At 67.6% G+C, this 17,423-nt stretch carries 15 protein-coding genes; 7 read left to right on the top strand and 8 right to left on the bottom strand.

The features are described from left to right. Positions 1-6: 6 nt before the first annotated feature. Genes ACFWPX_RS09635 through ACFWPX_RS09645 form a run of 3 tightly spaced genes read right to left on the bottom strand, consistent with a single transcriptional unit; the run spans position 7 to position 2,057 of the window. Positions 7-1,080: a DUF3068 domain-containing protein gene (locus ACFWPX_RS09635; protein WP_378927041.1), complete on the bottom strand. Its 1,074-nt coding sequence runs from the start codon at positions 1,078-1,080 to the stop codon at positions 7-9. Further along, positions 1,077-1,247, bottom strand: coding sequence for a DUF2613 domain-containing protein (locus ACFWPX_RS09640; RefSeq protein WP_082844323.1), 171 nt, complete (start codon positions 1,245-1,247; stop codon positions 1,077-1,079). Before ACFWPX_RS09640 ends, ACFWPX_RS09635 begins: the two co-directional genes overlap by 4 nt. A gap of 30 nt (positions 1,248-1,277) precedes the next feature. Beyond that, positions 1,278-2,057 (bottom strand): hypothetical protein, encoded by a 780-nt coding sequence (locus ACFWPX_RS09645; protein WP_378915943.1) that lies wholly within the window; start codon positions 2,055-2,057, stop codon positions 1,278-1,280. Between the two features lie 83 nt (positions 2,058-2,140). Between ACFWPX_RS09645 and ACFWPX_RS09650 the strand changes: the two genes are divergently transcribed. Further along, positions 2,141-2,758, top strand: a complete 618-nt coding sequence (locus ACFWPX_RS09650; protein ID WP_378927042.1) for a TetR/AcrR family transcriptional regulator — start codon at positions 2,141-2,143, stop codon at positions 2,756-2,758. A gap of 316 nt (positions 2,759-3,074) precedes the next feature. On the opposite strand, the gene ACFWPX_RS09655 is transcribed toward ACFWPX_RS09650, so the two are convergent. The 5 genes from ACFWPX_RS09655 to ACFWPX_RS09675 form a co-directional block, all read right to left on the bottom strand. Next, positions 3,075-4,847 (bottom strand): protein kinase, encoded by a 1,773-nt coding sequence (locus tag ACFWPX_RS09655; RefSeq protein ID WP_378927043.1) that lies wholly within the window; start codon positions 4,845-4,847, stop codon positions 3,075-3,077. A gap of 30 nt (positions 4,848-4,877) precedes the next feature. After that, entirely contained in the window at positions 4,878-7,712 is a 2,835-nt protein-coding gene (locus tag ACFWPX_RS09660) for a hypothetical protein (RefSeq protein ID WP_378927044.1), read from the bottom strand. Next, the gene (locus ACFWPX_RS09665; RefSeq protein ID WP_378915935.1) at positions 7,712-9,508 is read right to left on the bottom strand and encodes an HSP90 family protein; all 1,797 of its coding nucleotides are present in this window, start codon (positions 9,506-9,508) and stop codon (positions 7,712-7,714) included. Before ACFWPX_RS09665 ends, ACFWPX_RS09660 begins: the two co-directional genes overlap by 1 nt. A 168-nt stretch (positions 9,509-9,676) precedes the next feature. Then, positions 9,677-10,573: a hypothetical protein gene (locus ACFWPX_RS09670; protein ID WP_378927045.1), complete on the bottom strand. Its 897-nt coding sequence runs from the start codon at positions 10,571-10,573 to the stop codon at positions 9,677-9,679. Positions 10,574-10,577: 4 nt separating this feature from the next. After that, positions 10,578-11,453: a 3-hydroxyacyl-CoA dehydrogenase family protein gene (locus tag ACFWPX_RS09675; protein WP_378927046.1), complete on the bottom strand. Its 876-nt coding sequence runs from the start codon at positions 11,451-11,453 to the stop codon at positions 10,578-10,580. 199 nt (positions 11,454-11,652) lie between these two features. On the opposite strand from ACFWPX_RS09675, the gene ACFWPX_RS09680 reads away from it, so the two are divergent. The 6 genes from ACFWPX_RS09680 (at position 11,653) to ACFWPX_RS09705 (ending at position 17,269) form a co-directional block, all read left to right on the top strand. Next, the gene (locus ACFWPX_RS09680) at positions 11,653-13,008 is read left to right on the top strand and encodes a hypothetical protein (protein WP_378915928.1); all 1,356 of its coding nucleotides are present in this window, start codon (positions 11,653-11,655) and stop codon (positions 13,006-13,008) included. A gap of 107 nt (positions 13,009-13,115) precedes the next feature. Next, the gene (locus ACFWPX_RS09685; protein ID WP_378927047.1) at positions 13,116-13,907 is read left to right on the top strand and encodes a TIGR03084 family metal-binding protein; all 792 of its coding nucleotides are present in this window, start codon (positions 13,116-13,118) and stop codon (positions 13,905-13,907) included. 334 nt (positions 13,908-14,241) lie between these two features. Further along, positions 14,242-14,916 carry a hypothetical protein gene (locus tag ACFWPX_RS09690; RefSeq protein WP_378927048.1) on the top strand — a complete coding sequence of 225 codons (675 nt, stop codon included), beginning with the start codon at positions 14,242-14,244 and terminating at the stop codon, positions 14,914-14,916. Then, on the top strand, positions 14,913-16,130 hold the full coding sequence (gene lhgO, locus ACFWPX_RS09695) for an L-2-hydroxyglutarate oxidase (protein WP_378927049.1): 1,218 nt from the start codon (positions 14,913-14,915) through the stop codon (positions 16,128-16,130). The genes ACFWPX_RS09690 and lhgO overlap by 4 nt, the downstream gene beginning before the upstream one ends. Positions 16,131-16,200: 70 nt before the next feature. Further along, positions 16,201-16,674 (top strand): SRPBCC family protein, encoded by a 474-nt coding sequence (locus ACFWPX_RS09700; protein WP_378915919.1) that lies wholly within the window; start codon positions 16,201-16,203, stop codon positions 16,672-16,674. 10 nt (positions 16,675-16,684) lie between these two features. Then, the gene (locus ACFWPX_RS09705) at positions 16,685-17,269 is read left to right on the top strand and encodes a ribonuclease H (protein WP_378927051.1); all 585 of its coding nucleotides are present in this window, start codon (positions 16,685-16,687) and stop codon (positions 17,267-17,269) included. Positions 17,270-17,423: the final 154 nt, after the last annotated feature.

A 17,423-nucleotide genomic window follows, 5' to 3' on the forward strand; every position in this document is an offset into this window, starting at 1 on the left:
GGTGGCTTACAGGTTCGAGGAACGAATCCGCTCGGTCGGGGGATCGAACGGGCGGCCCGAGGTGGAGCCCGAGCTCAGGAATCCGAGGACCGCACCGCCGATGAGGAACAGGGCGGCGAGGATGCCGAGGATGATCGGCAGGGTCTTGCCGAACAGGTCGAGCTTGTCGAGGCTCTCCTGGGTGACCGCCATCTGGGCCTCGATGGTCTCTTCGTCGAAGACGAGGTGCGACTTCAGGATGTTGACGTCCACCTGCTCGGCGCTACGGCCGTAGTACATGTGGAGGTTCTCGCCACCCTTGAGGACCGCGCCGGTCCTCGGCTCCACCCACACGTCGCGGGTGTTGGTGTAGAAGCGGGTCATGGTGACCGGCTCGGTGCCCTCGAGGCCCCACTTGGCGGCGGGCAGGGCGAGCTGATGGGACGGGTGCTTGACGACGTCCCACATGTTCGTCACCGGGATCTTCTGCCGGAAGTGGTAGACCGGCACGCCGTTGATCTCCGACTCCTCGACGAAATCGATGTCGTAGGTGGCGCGGGCGTTGAGGTCGAAGTACGGGTACGACTTCTTCTCGGTGCCGATCGGGAAGCGGTACTGCAGGCCGCGTCGCTGCGACTCGGTGGGGATCGCGGCGCCCGACTTGGGGTCCTGAGCCACGGCGATCGAACCGTTGGGCGAGGCGTCGATCGGCGCGCCGGTGACGCGGTCGATGGTGACGCGGTCGACCGAGGCGGTGAGCAGGCCGTCCTTGGGGTCCTGGTCGTCGCGACGCAGGGTCTGGCCGGCCTGGACGGTCATCTCGTCGGCGCCCGAGGGCTCCTCGACCGTCAGGAAGCGCTGTGAAACGAGCGGCACATTGGTGTTCACCTTGGCAGCGCCCTCGGTCGCGGTGAGCGACTTCGCGTCCAGCACGAGGCTTTCCTCGCCGGGCACGCTCTTGGCGATCGTGGTGATGCGCAGATCGAGCGGGGTCTTGGCGACCTTGCCGACCGTGTAGGTGGGGATCATGACGGCGGCCGCGAGCAGCAGCGCGCCGAGACCGACGAGGATGCAGGCGATGAGCCTGCGTACGTTGCTCATCGCGAGCCGTACTGCACGTTGCCGAGCAGCGACGAGCCCGGGTCACCGGACTCCTCGGGCGCCGGGATCGAATTCTGTTGCGCGCCCGCGGTGATGCCGAGTACGGCAATCACCCCGATGACCGCGCCGGCCAGGCCGCTGACCAGGCCGGGGACGACAAACTTCATAGATCGAACTCCAATTGCGTGGTGCGAGACTCAGCCGACGGAGAAGAAACCGAGGGTCGGGGCGAACGAGCAGGTGCGGTCACCATCGGCGGTGGCCGTGGTGAGCGAACCGGTGATCACGGCAGCGACCCGGCCGGGACCGGTGTCGGCGATAGCGGTGAGGGTGGCCGGGCCGTCGGCGTTGATACCTGCCTCCGTGGTGAGCGGCTGGGTGCCGGTGCGGCGGTTGTCGAGGTTGACCCACTGCACCGTCATCGGCGGATTCTGCACGACCGTAGCGGTTTTCGTGCCGAGCGCGGTGAAAACGAAGCCGGTCTGGCCCGCGGCCGGTCCGGGCGGCGGCAGCTCGGCGGGGCCGGGTACGGCCAGCGCGGTGCCGACGGAATCCGACGTCGGGCCGATGCAGCCCTTGCCGATGGTCGGGTACAGGAACTGCGCGATGCGCGGACCGTCCGAGGGCGGCAGTTCGGGACCGCCGCCGCCACTGCCGTCGAGGAAGGTGATGACCCTTTCGAGGGTGGACTTGACCTGCGCGGGGATGCCCGGCGTGGCCAGCAGCACGCGAGCCTGGGCCAGGATCGCGGCCTGTCCGCCGTCGGCGATGGGGCCGGGGGCGGAGATGGCGCCTACGATCGTCGGTGCCAGCGCGGCCAGCGTCCCGGAGGGGACGTTCTCCGCGATGGCGGGGACACTCGGTTGCGTCGCGGCGGACTGCGGGGCAGCCATCGACTGCGTGGGTGCCACGAGTGCCGCACCCGCCGCTAGTACGAGGGCGGACAATGCGGTCCGCGATGCTCGGGTGCTCAGCACTGGTCGGCCGTCCTTTGTTCGGTGGATAGATGAAGCGACCCGGAAAGGTCAGTGTTATCCCGGGTGTCAGATACTTTGGAGAGGTGACTACAGCGGACAGGCGGTATGGGGGTCGTACGGTCATCGCGCGAAAAGCCGAGCGCAGACTGCGATTCCTGGAAGCAGCGACGCGAATTTTCGCGGAACGCGGGTACGCCACGTGCTCGCTCGCCGAGGTGTGCGCGGCGGCGGGACTGTCCAAGCGGCAGTTCTACGAGGAGTTCGAGACCCGCGAAGACGTGCTGCTCGCGGCCTACGACCGGATCCAGGACGACGCGGCGGCCGCGGTGGGCACCGCGCTGATCGCGCTCGGCTCGACCGATCCGCAGCTCGCGCTGCGGGCCGGTTTCGGTGCGTACCTGGAGTCGCTCGGCTCCGACCCCTATCGCGCGCAGGTGGCGCTGATCGAGGTGGTCGGGGTGAGCGATCGGATGGAGAACCATCGCCGGACCCGCAGGCACGCCTGGTCGGCGCTGATCGAGGTGGCGCTGGCCCAAGTGGGTGTGCGATTGCGTGGGGATGCCGAGCTGACCACCGCGTTGATCACGGGCGCGGTCACCGGCGTGGCGCACGAGTGGCTGCTGCGCCAGGCGCGCCCGCCCGTCGACGAGCTGGTCGATCTGCTCACCGGCGCGGCGCTGGCGCTGGTCACTTTCGACTGACATCAGGGCAGCCCTCGGGAGGGTGGCAACCACGCTCACCTGCCGCCTCCTCAATCGACGCTCTTTACGGACATTGTGAGACCGATCGGCTTCACAGTGTGGGCGAGAGTTTGACATATTAGTGACCCAGATCGCAATGCCAGAATTTCTGAGACCGGTGTCACCTGGGGGGATGCGGTGGTGGCGGTCGTTGCTCGGCACCCCGCGAACGGGCCGGTGCGGGTGATTGCTCCTGGACAAATGACCGGCTGCGCCCGCGTCGGGGCAACCGCCGGCAATCCGGCGGCAACCTGTTCCAGTTCGATCGAAGTGCATGTCAGCCTTTGCGCAGGGAGCCGGCGATGGTGCCACCGAGGTAGCCGGGAGTTCGATAGGCGAGCGTGCCGTCGGATTGCAGGGTCACCGTCGAGGTGGCGCCTTGGTCGATGCATCCGGTCCCCGCGGTGAGCCTGGCGCGGAAGGTGAGCTGGTTGCTGGTGGCCTCGGTGAGGGTTTCCGCACGGTCGCATCGGTCGCGGGAGAACGTGCCGGTGTTGGCGGAGGTGGCGAGTTCCTGACCGACGGCACCGGGGGAGATGGTGAGCTCGATGTCGAACTGGACGGGGCCGTCGTTGGCGCGGCCCTTCCACGTGCCGACGAACTCCGACGGGACGGTCGCGCTGGACGGAGCGACGGTGGTCGCGGCCGTGGTCGCGGCGTAGGGGCCGGTGGTCGTGCCGGTTCCGACGAGAGTGCTTGTCGCAGTGGATTCCGTACCCAGTTGGGTGCCGATGAGGTAGGCACCGCCGGCCACCGCTACCGCGACCGTTGCGGATGCGGTGATCAGGAGGGTGCGGGTGCGCCGCGATGCGGTGGCATGCGGCGACGCAGGCTGCGGGCGACCTGTGAACGCGTCGGTGGCGTTGTGCGCGACCACAAAGGGCGGCGGGGTGAATGCGCTGCCCACCGCGGCGGAATTCTGTCCCGCGTTGGTGGCGAATTGCCGGGCTGCCTCGGTGGGGCCGGAGGTGAATCCACCGGACTGTCTATAGGGAGTCGGCGCCGATCCACCCGTCGCGGTCGGCCAGTTCGGTCTCGAGGAGCCGGTCTGAGAGGTACGCGTCGGACTCGACGTAGGCAGGTTCGGTGCCGAGATGGCTGTCGACCGGCCTGTTGCGGAGGTCGCGGCGGCGTCGGGATACGACGCACCGGGCGGGTCGGCGGGGCCGGAATCCAGGTCAAGTAGACGGACGGCGGCCGTGCTGATGTGTGCAACTACTTGTGGTGGTAGCCAACCGGTGCGTTCGGGGGCACCGATGCTCGTCAGTTCCGAAAGGACTTGTTGTGGTGTCGGTCTGGCGGTGGGGTCCTTGGCCAGGCAGGAGGAGACGAGCGGTCGCAGGGCCGCGGGGAGGGCCTCGATGCGGGGTTCCTCGTAGACGATTCGCCAGAGCATCTGCATGACCTCGGCGGTGCCGAAGGGGCCGTGGCCCGCGGCGGCGAAGGTGAGGACGCCGCCGAGGGCGAATACATCGCAGGCGGGACTGAGGGTTTCGCCGCTCACCTGCTCGGGGCACATGAAACCCGGTGAGCCGAGGAACTTTCCGGTGGTGGTGAGCGCGGAATCCGCGATCACCCGGGCGATGCCGAAATCGATCACCTTGGGTCCGTCGATCGCGAGCATCACGTTCGACGGTTTCAGGTCGCGATGCACGATGCCTGCCGCGTGCACCGCGACGAGCGCTTCGGCGAGCCCGTGCGCCAACGCCGACAGCGCGGGCTCACCGAACGGCCCGAACTGGGTCACCGCGTCCGTCAACGAGATCCCGGCGACGTAACCGGTGGCCAGCCAGGGCGCCTCCGCGTCGACATCGGCGTCGAGAACCGGTGCGGTGAAGGCACCACCGACGCGCTGGGCGGCCGCGACCTCCCGGCGGAACCTCGCGCGAAACTCGGGATCGATCAGATCAGGGCGGATCACCTTCACCGCGACGGTGCGCCCACCCGGATTCCGGCCCAGATACACCTTGCCCATGCCCCCGGCACCGAGGACACCCAGCAGTCGGTAGTCGCCGATCCGCCGAGGATCGTTCGGGTGCAGCGGTTGCATCGCGGGTGGTTCCTTCGGATCAGGTGAGCATCAGGTGAGCTGAGCTCGGGTTTCGGCCAGTAGTTCCGACAGCATCGGTCTGGCCGCGTGATCGTCGGCCAGTTCGGCGACGGCCTCGGCGAGGATCTTCTCGGCTTCGGTGGGGCGGTTCAGCTCGATCAGGAGTACGGCGCGCTCGTAGTCGGCGCGGATGGCTTGGTCGGTGGCCTCGATGGCGCGGAAGCCGCGGGCAGCGGCGTCGGCGCGCGGGAGGGCGTCGGCGGGGCGTTGCGCACGACGCAGGATTCGGGCGGCGTTGTGGTTGTGCCTGGCGGTGTGCCAGGTGAGCAGTTCTGGATCCGGTTCCGTGGTCGCGAGCTGCGTGATCGCTTCGTCGGAGACCGAGATGGCCGCGACCGCGGCGGCGGAGTCGCCGGTCCAGTGCAGCGACAGCGCGGCGCTGTAGCGGCAGTAGGCGACGCGGATCGGGTCGCCGTGTTTCTCGGCGGCCTCGGCGGCCAGCACGTAGCGCTCGGCGGCCTCCGCATCGCGATCGAGTGTGTCGAGCAGATCGGCGGTCTCGACGAGCACGTAGGACTCGCCGACGAGATTGCCGGTGGCGCGGTCGGCTTCGATGATCTCGTCGAGGACGGTGAGCGCTGCTTCGTCCTCGTCGAGCTCGCGATGCAGGCCGACCAGCAGGAAGCGGCAGTTGCGGGCCTGCTCGTCGGCCCCGGCGCGCTCCAGCCCGGCGATGGCCTCTTCGGCCTGGTCGGCGGCGTCGAGGAATTGTCCGATGGCGTGGTAGGCGAGCGCCAGATCCCACTGCACGTACGGCACCTGCCCACTGTCCGCCGCGGTGCCGATCGCGATCGCGGTCAGCAGCTCGCTGACCGCCTCCTCATGCCTGGACAGGTGGATCAGGAGGGCGCCGCGCCGCGCGTGCACGACCAGCCGCAAGCTGTCGGGAAGGTCGGCGTCGACCAGCCGCACCGCCTCGTCGATCATCGCCAGCGCCGCGTCTGAATCGCCCGCGTCGCTGTGAATTCCGGAGAGGTACTGGGCCGCGTCGGCTACCCGCCACCCACGACCGGCCCGGCGATACGCCGCGACCGCCACCTGTCCGGCCGCCACCGCCTCGGCGAGATCAGCGTTGTTCTGGTGCAGATACATTCGGTGCCGGGCGACATCCCCGAGCAGGCTGTCGTCGCCCGCGGCGGCGGCGTCGCCCGCTGCCCGGTCGAGCAACGTCGGCAGTTCGGCGGCGTCCTCGTCCGACAACTCGCCCCGATCGAACAGTGCGAGCAGGCCACCGGAAAGGCGCAGTGTCGCCAGGGCTCTGGTGTGCGGTTCGGGCGAACTCGACAGGTGGGACAGGGAATCTCGCAGCAGTCCAACAGCTTCCGTCGCGTCACCGTGCCTGCTGAACAACAGGCCGAGACGACCCAGATCGGACTGGCGGCGATCTTCGTCGCCCGCCGTGGCGAAATACTCTGCCGCTCGGCGCAATAGCGATTCGGCGCGGGCCCGATCAGTTGTCTGTAAGGCGCCGCCTGCCATGACGGAGGCGCGTCGACCCGCCAGACTCGGATCGGTCGGCTCCGGCTCGGCCGCCAGCCGCTGCGCCAGGGCCCGCAGCTCGGCGAGGGCGTGGTGCTTGTTCGCGTGCTCGGCGCGTTCGATCAGTTCGATGGTGGTGAGCTCGGGGATCTCGACGGTCGCCGCCGCCGGGCTCGGCTCGACCGGCATCCGGTGCGCGGTGGCCGCGGACAACGGCAGGTAGTCGACGATCGGCGTGCTCGCCAGCTTCGCGTTGACCAGCGCGGTCTGGTGATCGGTGCCGTTGCGGCGGTCGAAGCGGGCGGCGATGGCGAGTGCTTCGTCGGTCAGCTCGACTTGCATCGCGCGCGCGGTCGATTCGACGGCGGGGCGGTCGGCATTGGCCGGGCGGCGCAGCGTGGTGTCGCCGTGGCCTGTGTCGACGAGGGTGCGCAGCAGCAGGGCCGCGGAGGCGAGGAAGGTGAGCGCGTCTTTCGGGCTCGGCGCGCGATCGAGCCAGGAGAAGTGGCGGTCGAGCAGTTCGAGGCCGCGCACCTGATTGCCGGACAGCGCGCAGAACTCGAGGTGGTCGCCGATCGCGGCGAGGTCCTGGGGTTTGGTGCGCAGCAGACGGTAGGAGCGGCGATGTGCGGTGCGCGCCTGGTCGAGTTGTCCGGTGCGCAGGTAGGGCAGCAGCAGTTCGGTCAGGATCAGCTGCGGTTGCTCGGAACAGCCGAGTTCACCGGCGAGGACCGGTGCGGCCAGCTCGACGGCTTCGGCGTCGCGGCCCTGGCTCGCGAGCCAGGAGACGCGGTTGGTCGGGTCGCAGCCCTCGCAGTCGGAATTCTCGTCGCGCGGTGTGGTGCACCATCTTTCGTACCACTCGGCCGCCGCGGCGAGATCGCCGACATGTTCGGCCACGCGGTGCCTGCGGCCGTAGACCGCGTTCAGGCTCTGGCCCTCGACCCGGTAGCGCCGTTCCATCTGATCGAGGGCGGCCAGCGCCCGATCCTTCGGCACCTCGGGGAATTTCGTCATCGCGCCCACCGCGGTCTTGAACTTCCACCGCAGCGACGGCGCCACCCAGGACTCATGAGCGCCGGGGTCGCGATCGTATTCGGCCAGGCAGCGAGCGAACGGGACGAACAACTTGGCCGGGCTCATCCCGTGGCCGTACGCGTCGACCATCGCCATGCGAACGTGGAACGCGAGCGTGCTGTGGGCGCCTGCCTCGGCGTGGCGCAGGACCTGTTCCAGCAGTGCGTCTTTGGCGTCGCCGTAGGGCATGTCGTATGCCTGGAACAGCAGCCTTTGTAGGTCGTCGGGGGTGTTGGCGGCTTCCGACATCAGAGCTCTCCCCGTGGATCGTGAACCGCCCAGTCGAGCAACCCGACGAATGATTTGTTCAGCAGCGCGGTATCGACCGGCCGCATCGGATGCTGACCGAGCAGCAGCGCCTGGCTGTAGAGAGCCTCGACCGCCGTCGTCACCAAGCGGGCATCGGCGAGCCCGGTGATGCGGCGTACCAGCGGATTCCGGTAGTTGAGCACCAGCTGCGGACGGTCGCCCGCCTGGTCGGTGTCGAAGGCGCCGAGTACATCAGCCCACAGTTCGTCGGCGACCTCGCGGGTGGCGCGCAGTTCGGCGCGGTGCTGGGCGTCGCGGTCGAGCAGATACAGCGCGGCCAGCGACGGCGGATCGAAAGTGCGCAGCACGACTTCGCATTCCAGACGGTCGAGCACCCGCTGGGCGGTGGTGAGGAAAGGACGGAGCGCGAGCTCGGTGGCCGGATCGACGAGGTCGAAATGGGTGGCGAGTTCGGCGGGATCCAGACGGAGCACGCGGATTTCGGGATCGATCGCGGGCAGGCGCTCGAGAATGTCGGTGATATAGGAGTAGCCGCCGTTCACCAGTCCGATGCCCGCGGCGCTCGCCACCGCGGCCAGCTGGCGGAACTCCTCCACCGACGGGGTGTAGCGGACGGCGCCGAAACGGCGGCGGAATTCGGCGAGCGGGATCTGGCCCGCGTTGGTCTCCACCGGCAGCCAGCGGTCGACCAGGCGCAGCATGTCGTCGTCGTGCAGGGCAAGTGCCTTCACGCCGAGGTCGTGGATGCGCAGGAAGCGGTGCAGCGCGGCGGGATCGGAGGTGGAAAGTTCCACCAGCCAGTCCCTGATCCGGTTGCCGAGCGCTTCCCTTGTGCTCTCCAGCAGGTCGTCTTCGTAGAGGGCTTCGCGGCTCGCGGTGGGGCGCAGCTCGGTGGTGTCGACCACGCAGCGGACGAAGAATGCCCAGTCGGGCAGCAGCCCGGTGACGCTCTCCGCCAGCAGCATTCGCTTGAGGTAGACGCGGTGCCCGGCCTTGGCCGCGGGGTTGACCGGTTGCGGGAGCACGAAAGCCACACCGGTGACGCCGGATTCGGCGCAGGCGAGGTCGAAGGTCGCGAACGGGGTGAAGCCGAAGGTGTCCTCCGCGTACGCGGCAAGCGCGTTCGTGCGGTCCGAAGGAGTGGGATGGGTCGCGCGCCACGGTACTTCGGGCTCGGTGATCGACTGGCCGTCGACGGTGACCTCGAAAGGCAGCAGGCTGCCGAACAGCCGGGCCAGCTCGACCACGGTCGTCGGGGTGAGCCACTGCTCGGCGCCGCGGCGGGGCGCGAGGATCACGGTGGTGCCTGGTTCGTCGCGTTCCTGTGCGGCAGGCTCCACACGGTAGCGGCCGTCGGCGAAACCGGTCCAGCGCACCGTCGGGCCGCCGCGCGCCGATCGGGTGAGAACCTGGGCCTCGTCGGCGACCAGGAAGCACGAAAGCAGGCCGATACCGAACTGGCCGAGGAACTCGTGCCGGGCGAAACCGAGGTCGTCGCGCTTGCCGCTGCGGCCGATCGTGGCGAGGAAGGTGTGCACCTCGGCCTCGGTCAGGCCGACACCGCTGTCGTGGACGCGGATGGTGCCGTCACCGGTGCTCGCGGGCGTCTCGATCCGCACCTGCGCACGAGCCTGCGGGTCGATGGCGCGGCGCGCGGTGATGGCGTCGACCGCGTTCTGCAGCAACTCGCGAACGTAGACCCGTGGACTGCCGTACAGGTGATGGCTCAACAGATCGACGATGCCGCGTAAGTCGACCTGGAATACCTGCTCCACCGGGTTCCCTCCCAATAACGCTGACCATCTGCTCGGTCACTGTAACTGGATCTCCGGCGGCGGGCGCCGCAGTTCTCGGACGCTTGACTCAGAGACCGAAAGACGCGCGGTTCGCAGTCAGTAGAGGCGGCGGGTGATTTCGGTGCGGTTCATGACGGAACCGCGGCGCTACAGGTCGGCCAGCGCGAGGCCGGTGAGCGGGCTGCCGATCCGGACCAGGTCGGTATCGGTACCGGTGCCGACATCTACCAGGCGGATCGTGCCGCCGAGATCGCTCACATAGAAGCGGGAAGCGAAACCGGTGACCCCGACCGCCTCGTGGTAGCCGGTGGAGATGATCGTCGGGGTTCCGACCTCCGGCTGGACCTGGGCCTCGTACAGCGCGTTGCCGTGGGGCGCGGCGCCGCGATCGGTCCAGACCAGAACGCCGACACCGTGGAGTTCGACATGGATCGGCTCCGGCAGATTCTCCCAGAGCAGCTCGATATCGGTGCGGGCGGCGGGATCCGCACCGGGTGGCAGATCCAGGGGAACGCGGAAGATCCGGCCGTCGCCACCTTTGGCCGCGCCCTTCTGGGTCCAGTAGAGCAGGCGGCGGTCGAGGTCGAGGCAGATGCCGACGCACCAGTTGCGTTCGACATCGGCATCGATATCGCCGTGGCCGGTCACCACGAGGGCGTGCAGGTCGTCACCGTTCAGGTCACAGGTGAGGATCTGCATGCCCTCGCGATCACACCAATACAGCCTTCCCCCTTCGCAATCGGCGGTGAGCTGCTCGCCGGTGGTGAAGGCGCCGATCGGGACGATCGTGGTGCGGTTGCCGCCGTCGAGGTCGACCCGTTCGATGGAACCGTTGCGGGAGAAGAACTCCGGCTCGGCGCCACGCTGGGGACGCGCGTCGGGTGTGCCCATATTGGTCCAATAGATATGGCCACGCAGCTTGTCGACGACGACACCGTGGGGACACCGATCGAGGCCGCCGACAACGGTGCGCACTTGCTTGCCGTCGAGCGAAACAGCGTGCATCACACCGACTTCTAGATCCAATGCCACTATTTCGGTCATGGGCTCAGCCCTGATCCGACTTCGGGTAGTCGTCATAGAATCCCGCGCCGGTCTTCACCCCGAGCTTGCCCGCGTCGACATATTTCTTCAGCAGCTCCACCGGGCCCTTGGGCAGGTTCGGGTTCTCCTGGTCGTAGTGCTGCTCGATATCGAGTACCACGTCCAGACCCACCTGGTCCATCATCCGGAACGGACCCGCCTCGGTACCGAAATTCCGCGCGAACATCGCATCGACGTCGGACGGCGTCGACACACCTTCGTAGACCACCTCGAGCGACTCGCGCTTGATGGCGGCCCAGATGCGGTTGAAGATGAATCCGGTCGACTCCTTGCGCACCAGGAACGGGTGCAGGCCGTACTCCGGGAAGGTCTTCAGGACGAAGTCGAGGGTTTCCTGGGACGTGTTGCCGTCCGACATCACGTCGAGCACCGTCGACTGCGGCGGCATGTAGAAGTGGGTGTTGAGCATCCGGTCGCTGGTTTTCAGGCCCTCGGTGAACAACCGGCTCGCGTACGACGACGAGTTCGAGGCGACGATCGCATCGGCATCGGTGTCGTCGTCGAGCTGGGCGAAGACCTTCTTCTTCAGATCGAGGACCTCCGGTACCGCCTCGACCACCAGCCACGCGCCCTTCACGCCGATGGCCTGGTCGGGCACGTACTCGGCGGTGCCCGATTTGCCGTTCGGCACCGTGGCCGCCACATCGGGTAGCTGATTCTCCACGAAGGCCACGGCCGCGTTGCCGACCTCGCCGTCGGGATCGATGATGCGGACCTCGCCACCCCTGGTGGCGAACATCAGCGCGATCCGTCTGCCCAACGTGCCACCGCCGATCACAGCGACCGGACGCTCGAAATGATTCTTCGGAACAATGCTCACAGCGACTCCCTTTGCACAGGCGACGGGGAAGAATTCGGTGACGCACACGACAGCCTTGCCAGCGTAGCGCCGACGGCCGATCACCAGGCCCTCGGACGCCCCGACTTGCGTTGACACCCCATCACGACCGGGCAGAATATGGTTGCCTTATCCTCACGTTCTGCACATTTTTCGCGCGTCAGCACTAGGGGGCTCCTCGATGACCACACTGGCCTCCGGACTGTTCATCGACTGGGAAGATCTGACGGGGCAGTCGAAATTCGTCGTCGAGCTGGTCAGTTTTCCGATCTTCAGCGCGCTCGCAGGCTGGCTCACCAACTGGACCGGCGTGCTGATGCTGTTCTGGCCGCTGTACTTCAAGGGCTTCCGGGTCCCGCTGCTGCATGTGCTGTATCCCTATCTACCGCGGCGCGTCCAGGTGCTGCCGACGTTCTCCGGCGACGGGCGCATGCTCGGCTTCCAGGGCTTCATCCCGGCCCGCGCGGAGAAGATGGCCAGCATCTGCGTGGACAAGGCGCTGATGCGGATCGGCAGCCCGCGCGATTTCATCCACGAACTCGACCTCGACGGGATCGGCGACTACCTCGCCGAACGGGCGCGCGATCAGGTGCAGCCGATCGTCGACGAGATCATGTACCGGGAAAACCCCGACCTGTGGCGCTCGCTGCCCCGACAGGTGAAACAGGCCATCTACCAGCGGGTGGACCGTAACCTGCCCGCGCTGTGCCGGCGCGCGTTCGAGAGCCTGGGCGACAATATCGACCAGCTGCTCGATGTGAAGAACTTCGTGATCAGGTACCTGGAGAAGAACCCGGCCATCCTCAAGGACCTGACCACCACCATCGCCGCACCCGAGCTCAAGTTCATGGCGCGGATCGGTCTGCTCGGTGCGCCGTTCGGCCTGATCCTGGCGCTGTACCTGCACGTGCACTCGCAGATTCCCTACTTCGGCGCGATTCCGGCGTGGGTGATCGTGCTGTTCTCCTCGGCGATGATCGGTGTGACGGTGAACGTCATCGCGATCAAGATGGTGTTCGAACCCGGCGACCCGCAGCCGCGCTACAAGTACCTGTGGCGTCAGGCACTGCTGGCCAAGCGCCAGCCACAGGCCGCCACCGACCTCGCCCACATCCTGGCCTACCAGGTGCTGACCGTGGAGAACCTGTCCAACGAGCTCCTGGAAGGTCCGAACGGGGACAAGACCCGTCAGCTCATCGAACGGGTGGTATCGGAGGAGATCCACAAGCAGCTCGGTGCGACCGCGTTCATGGTCCGAGCCGCGATGGGCAAGAAGCAGTTCGAGAATCTGGCGGTCTCGGGCGCGGGCGCCGGGCTGGTTTCGGCGCGCACGATGATCGAAGACCAGCAGTTCGTGCTGGAACAGGCGAAGAAGATCGACGACTTCGCGGCGCGCAAGCTGCGGACGCTGACGCCCGGCGAGTTCATGGAGATGTTCTACGCGTCGGTCGAACAGGACGCGTGGCTGCTGTATCTGCACGGTGGGGCGCTGGGTATCGGCGTCGGCGCACTCCACCTCCTGACCTTCGGCTGGTAGTTTTCGAATAACAAGCACGCGTGCTTGCATTTTTTCACGGTCGCTGCGACTCTTGGTGACGACGGCGCACCGGCACCGGGTCGCGCCATGATCGGCAAGGGAACTCCATGGCTGACCTCGCAGCGCTGCTCGACGATTACGCCGCCGAATGCGCGGATCTGGAAAACCTGGTCGCACCGCTGGCCCCCGAGCAGTGGAAGACACCGACACCCGCGCCACGCTGGGATATCGCCACCCAGATCGCCCACCTGACCTGGACCGACGAGGTATCGGTGATCGCCGCGACCGACGGCGAGGCCTTCGCCGCGTTCCTCACCGAGGCCGCGTCGCGGGCATTCACCCTCGTCGACGAAGGCGCCGAGGAACTCGCACAGACCCCGCCCGCCGACCTGCTGGTCCGCTGGCGCACTGGCCGCGATCAGCTCATCGCCGCACTGGCCGCCGTCCCCGCAGGCACCAAACTGCCGTGGTTCGGCCCGCCGATGAGCGCCGCGTCGATGATCTCGGCCCGCATCATGGAAACCTGGGCCCACGGCCAGGACGTCGCCGACGCACTCGGCGCTACCCGCGTCCCCACGGCCCGCCTGCGCACCGTCGCCCACATCAGCGTCCGCGCGCGCAACTACGCCTACCTGGTCAACGGCGAATCCGGCCCCACCGAGGAATTCCGCGTCGAACTGACCGCCCCCGACGGCACCCTCTGGACCTGGGGCCCCGAAGACGCCCCCCAGCGCGTCACCGGCCCCGCCATCGACTTCTGCCTGGTAGCCACCCAACGCCGCCACCGCGAAGACACCGCCCTGACAACCACGGGCCCCGACGCCGACCACTGGCTCGGCATCGCCCAAGCCTTCGCAGGTCCCCCCGGATCAGGCCGCACCGCAGGCCAGTTCACCTGAAGTCGGGATACGAACAGGCGAGCGTCAGTCTCAGAGCGCCATTCGTGCCGACTGCCCCGGACTTCGTTGGCCGGGGTTGACCGCCGTGGCAGTCGTGAATGACGCTCGCCTGCTCTCTTCAGTTACCCGTTGGGCGGTGTGAGAAACACTTGCCCATGCGAAAACCCGCCCCGACTAGGAGTGATACGGCTTCGTTTCGGATGTGGCTCTGATCTCACAGCAGTGGGGCGGTTACTGTGCGGCCCACCACGTAACGTGGAAACAGCACGTGGCTTTCAACGATGCGGGCCCGTTCAACTCGGGTATACCCACAGCCACAGGAGGGAACCGCATCGTGACGCCACATCGACCTGCTCAGATCGTGCGCCTGTCCGCGATCGTCTTCTCCGGCGCCGCCAGCCTCTGCCTCACCGTGGGCGCGGGCGCCTACATCGTCAATCACATGCCGCCGCCCGCGCGGGAGTACGCGGCCCCGGTCCCGACGCCGAACCCCGGCCACCACCGGCCCTTCTCGGTCGAGGACTCCGCACCACACGAATACGGCGTCGAGCTGGCCATGTCCGTCGGGCCGACGCTGGCCACCGAGCGCTCGGTACCCGCCGCCACGCGTACACCGGTCACCGCGCTGCAATCCGGAGTCGGTGCGCGACCGAACAATTCGCCGCTGACCGGGCGGGTGGGAATCGGCGGCACCTATGTCGGCGCGCAGGTGGCACCGCCGCGCAACGAAGGCTTGGCGTTCACCGTCGACACGAACCTGGTGACGGTGGCGGCGAAATACCTCGGCCTGACGGTGGATCCGGCCGCGGTGACCGCACTGCACACCGAATTCGACGCGCGCCGTGGCGAATTGGTGTTCGTGCTGTCCGACCCCGGCCTCGGCAGCCACACGCTGCGGGTCGAGGGAACACCGGCGGACACCGAGGCCGCGACACCAGCCGAGGGCGATGGTGCAGCCGAGGAACCGCGGGCGTCCACCGAGGAACCGGCGACTACCGTCTACGTGTGACTCCTCGCGGCACCTCGAGCGGTGCGTACGACTTCTGTGTGGTCGGCGGCGGCATCGTCGGCGTGGCCACCGCGCATCGGCTGCTGACCGAGTATCCCGGCGCGAGCCTGGTTCTCATCGAGAAGGAAGCCTCGCTCGGCGCGCATCAGACCGGGCACAACAGCGGCGTCATCCACTCCGGGATCTACTACCCCCCGGACAGCCTGAAGGCACGGCTGTGCCGGGCCGGTGCGCAGTGGACGAAGGAATTCGCCGCGGCCCATGACATTCCGTTCCGCGAATGCGGAAAGTTGCTGGTAGCCACCGATTCCGCCGAACACGAGCGGATGATCGCGCTCTACGAGCGCTCGATCGCCAACGGCGTGGAGGTCGAGGCTATCGACGCGGCCGAGCTGCGGCGCCGCGAACCCCGGATCGCCGGCGTCGGAGCGCTGTTCGTGCCCGCCACCGGCATCATCGACTACACGAAGATCACCGCCGCGCTCGCGGCTCAGGTCGAGGCGATGGGCGGGGAGATCCTGCTCGGCACCACTGTCGACGCGATCACCGAGAACGTCTCAGCTGTCACGGTTTCGGGCCAGAGCGGCTCGGTCACCGCGGGCACGCTGATCGTCTGCGCGGGTTTGCAAGCCGACCGGATGGCACGAAAGGCAGGGATAGCCACCGACTTTCGCATCGTGCCTTTCCGTGGCGAGTACTACCGGCTCCCCGCCGAGCGATCGGATCTGGTGCGCACGCTGATCTATCCGGTGCCCGACCCCGCACTGCCGTTCCTCGGCGTTCACCTCAGTCCCACCATCGACGGCGAACTGACCGTTGGCCCGAACGCGGTGCTCGGACTGTCGAGGGAGGGCTACCGCAAGGGCAGCGTGAACCGGCGCGACGCCATCGACGTGCTGAGCTTCGCCGGCGTGCGCCGGGTGGCCCGCGACCACCTCGCCACCGGAGTGCGCGAGCTCCGCAATTCGGTGTTCAAGCGCGGCTACCTCGCCGAATGCCGCAAATACTGCCCCGAACTCACCACCGGCGACCTGCTCGGGCACCGCGCGGGGATCAGGGCACAGGCGGTGCTGCGCGACGGGACGCTGGTGCACGATTTTCTCATCGAACGCACGCCGCGCTCGATCCACGTGCTCAACGCGCCCTCCCCGGCCGCCACGTCGGCGATGCCGATCGCGAAATACCTGGTCGAACAACTCAATTCCGCCAAATAAATAGGAGATTTGTAGTACTTTTGGCTCCTGTACGCGTTGGGTGAGAACCCATCCGGATCAGGGAGGGCCGATGGGCCACATCAGATTTGCGTGTGACGTCGGCGCACCGGTCGACGCTGCCTTCGCCTACGCCGAGGATTTCCGTCACGGGCCGCAGTGGATGTTCGGCGTCACCGGCGTCGAGTCGCTCGGCGAACCGGATCAGGGATTGGGCGCCGCCTTCGCGGTAAAAGTCCGGTTGTTCGGGGTGATTCCGCTGCGATCATCGGTGGAGATCACCGAATACCGGCGCAATGCCGTGATCGGGTATACCCTGCGTGGGCGGGTATACGGAACCGTTACCCTGCGCTTCGATCCACTCGGCTACGAACGGTCTGTCCTGACCTCCGAAGCCGACTATCCACCACCACGCGGCATGTTCGGCCGCCTGTGCCACGGCCTCGTCGACGCGGCCGCGAAATCGGCACTGCGCCGAACGGAATCGCGGTTGCGAAGGGAGATAGAGGCATTCCACGGTACCGATCTTGTCGGCCGCATCGCCTAGGGTGGCGGTCATGATCATCGTGAGCACCGACGGGTCCTGCCTGCGCAATCCCGGTGGTGCCATCGGCTGGGCATGGGTGAATCATTCCGGGCCCGCCGACAGCGGCGGCGCGGCCAGCGGCACCAACCAGATCGCCGAGCTCCGCGGCGTACTGGAAGCCATCCTCGCCCACCCCGGCGCCGAACCGATGCTCATCGAGAGCGACTCCCAGTACGCCATCAAGTGCGCCTCGGAATGGATCACCAGCTGGCGACGCAACGGCTGGCGCACCTCCACCGGCGGCGCGGTGAAGAACGTCGAGATCATCAAGCAGATCGACCGAGCCATCACCGGCCGCGAAGGACCGGTGCGTTTCCGCTGGGTGCGCGGTCACGTGGGCAACTACTTCAACGAACAAGCCGACAAACTCGCAGGCGAAGCGGCACGAGCGGTCCGGGAGAACCCGGCTCTCGGCCGCGAGTCAGCGCCGGTCGTACCGGAACCATCGAGGCTTCGGCGCCGGGAACCCGCGGCGTCCGTCCCCACGAATTCGGTCTCCACAGGGAAGTCGGTCGCAGCGCAAGCACCGGTAGCAGGGACTCTCACCCTGTTCTAGGTGCGGTGCGACCGGAGTGGGACCGCACAACGAAACGCCGCGGGCGGTGTATATTCCCGCGGGGGTTGGGTTTGGTCAGTTACCCGGGGTCTGTTGACCCGGGGGGGGGGGGGGGCCCCCACAGGTTGGCCCCCCCGCCGACCCCCCCCCACCC

Source organism: Nocardia sp. NPDC058518, from assembly GCF_042719655.1.
Taxonomy (GTDB): Bacteria; Actinomycetota; Actinomycetes; order Mycobacteriales; family Mycobacteriaceae; genus Nocardia.

Bases quoted from the DNA above. Each gene is read 5' to 3' on its own strand.
- ACFWPX_RS09705 (WP_378927051.1), top strand. From the start codon at position 16,685: ATGATCATCGTGAGCACCGACGGGTCCTGCCTGCGCAATCCCGGTGGT.
- ACFWPX_RS09635 (WP_378927041.1), bottom strand. From the start codon at position 1,080: ATGAGCAACGTACGCAGGCTCATCGCCTGCATCCTCGTCGGTCTCGGC.
- ACFWPX_RS09670 (WP_378927045.1), bottom strand. From the start codon at position 10,573: ATGACCGAAATAGTGGCATTGGATCTAGAAGTCGGTGTGATGCACGCT.
- ACFWPX_RS09640 (WP_082844323.1), bottom strand. From the start codon at position 1,247: ATGAAGTTTGTCGTCCCCGGCCTGGTCAGCGGCCTGGCCGGCGCGGTC.
- ACFWPX_RS09685 (WP_378927047.1), top strand. From the start codon at position 13,116: ATGGCTGACCTCGCAGCGCTGCTCGACGATTACGCCGCCGAATGCGCG.
- ACFWPX_RS09660 (WP_378927044.1), bottom strand. From the start codon at position 7,712: ATGTCGGAAGCCGCCAACACCCCCGACGACCTACAAAGGCTGCTGTTC.
- ACFWPX_RS09655 (WP_378927043.1), bottom strand. From the start codon at position 4,847: ATGCAACCGCTGCACCCGAACGATCCTCGGCGGATCGGCGACTACCGA.
- ACFWPX_RS09700 (WP_378915919.1), top strand. From the start codon at position 16,201: ATGGGCCACATCAGATTTGCGTGTGACGTCGGCGCACCGGTCGACGCT.
- ACFWPX_RS09680 (WP_378915928.1), top strand. From the start codon at position 11,653: ATGACCACACTGGCCTCCGGACTGTTCATCGACTGGGAAGATCTGACG.